The organism is Atribacter sp. (assembly GCF_035418125.1).
Lineage (GTDB): Bacteria > Atribacterota > Atribacteria > Atribacterales > Atribacteraceae > Atribacter > Atribacter allofermentans.
Genome location: NZ_DAOLQM010000320.1, coordinates 1 through 2,120, shown reverse-complemented (window position 1 = coordinate 2,120; position 2,120 = coordinate 1). Strand labels below are relative to the sequence as shown.

The window sequence follows — 2,120 nt, the reverse complement described above, 5'->3', positions numbered from 1 at the left end:
ATTGGATGACTGGTCAAACGATAGTAGTTGATGGTGGACTATCAATGATTTGATTCAATAACAATTAAAAGAAGGCTAATGCCTATTTACATATTTTACTGGATAATCTTTAGGAAATTTAATGATTGTTCTTATAAATACGAAATATAATCTACCGAGAATAAATTTTATCTCCTTCCAAATCCTTTTCTTTTTAAGTGTGGTGTAAGGGTTAGTAAAAATATTGTGATAGTAAAATAGCTTTATTCAAGAAAACCAAAATTTAAAGATGTTATTATCGTGATTTTCACTTTACCCTGTTATCGTATAGTTTTAGAGGAAAAAGTTTTTATTAAATAGTGATTTGAATTAACGAGTATATGGTTTATTTTAAAATAGGATTTGCTATCCTGAAAATACCTGTTCTGCATTAGGGACAAGCCTGGTTTAAGGAACATCTTTTATAGTTAGGACTGGGGTGAGGAGGGTTACTCAACCATTTTTTTCTCATGGTTATGCTCCAACCTTATATCCTGAAAAACCACGGGCATGATAAATCAAGCCCTTACTAAAGATTGTAAAATGTAGGGGCGCAATTTATTGCGCCCGATCTTTATATGATGTAGCAACATGCCATGGCATGTCGAGTCTTGGCTTTCCATCTTCATTTGGTGCTGTTAGGCAGCATGAGGGTATATCCTGAATAAGAATTTGGTTGTTATTTAGTAAAAAATAAAGAAATTTATGACTTTGGGCTTGTGCTTCATTTGTGATGCAAATTTTTCTTGCTCTAAAACTATTAGCTAATGGGAGAATTAATACCACCCCTATAGCTAACCTATAGTCACATGATTGGTTAAAATTTAGATAGGATGATACTATTTAATGAGAGTAAAGCTATAAAAGCTTCTATTAAGCCGTAAGATAGTGTCAAAAATATTCTTGATTGTTAAAGGAAGGCAATATTTTGGAAGGAACCTATATAATGGCCATTGATCAGGGAACAACCGGAACTAAAGTTATTCTGGTTGATCATGATGGAATGGTTGTTTCAAGTGCCTATCGTGAAATAAATCAGATCTATCCAGAACCAGGTTGGGTTGAGCATAACCCTATGGAATATTGGGACACCACCCTTATTTGTGCTAAAGAAGCTTTGAATAAAGCAGGAATTAAACCGTCACAAATCGCTGGGATTGGTATTACTGATCAACGGGAAACAACGATAATTTGGGACAAAAAAACCGGAGAGCCAGTTTATAATGCCATTGTTTGGCAATGTCGCCGGACGGCTTCCATTTGTGAGGACCTTAAAGCAAAAGGTCTTGAAGGAAAAATTCGTCAGAAAACCGGTTTAACCATTGATGCTTATTTTTCCGCTACCAAAATAAAATGGATTATGGAAAATGTTCCCGGCGCAGAAGAAAAAATGAAAAGTGGAGAGCTGATAATGGGGAACATTGACTCCTGGTTAATGTGGAAACTCAGTGGCGGAAGAATGCATGTGACCGATTATTCAAATGCTTCTCGTACCATGCTCTTTAATGTTCAAGAGCTCAACTGGGATCAAGAATTATTAGATACCATGGGAATTCCTCGAGAGATTTTTCCTGAACCAAAATCGTCGAGTGGTATTTTGGCAATTACTGATAAGAGTATTTTTGATGGAGTTGAAATACCCATAGCTGGGGTTGCGGGAGATCAACAGGCAGCATTATTTGGGCAAGCTTGTTTTAAACCTGGGATGGCAAAAAATACATATGGAACGGCTTTAGCTATGATGATGAACATTGGTGAGAAGTTTATTTTATCAGAGAATGGACTAACAACCGATTTAGCATGGGGAATAGATGGGGAAATTGAATATTCTTTAGAGGGGTTAGTTTTTAATGGAGGAGGAGCGGTTCAATGGCTCCGGGATGGAATCAAAATCATTGAGAATGCGGCACAAACTGAAGTTATGGCTCAATCAATTCCAAATACCGGGGGGGTCTATCTCGTTCCAGCTTTTACCGGACTTTGTGCTCCCTACTGGGATATGTATGCTCGAGGTCTTCTTATTGGTATTACCCGGGGGTCAACTCGAGAACAGGTAGTTCGAGCTACCTTAGAATCCATGGCTTATCAAACTCGGGATGTAT

The 2,120-nt window shown here is 37.3% G+C and carries 1 protein-coding gene; it reads left to right on the top strand.

Annotation, left to right across the window (positions count from 1 at the left end; genetic code table 11):
* Window positions 1-964 precede the first annotated feature (964 nt).
* Window positions 965-2,120: FGGY family carbohydrate kinase (locus PLK24_RS10995; RefSeq protein WP_349770683.1), on the top strand; the 1,156-nt coding region annotated here is incomplete at its 3' end.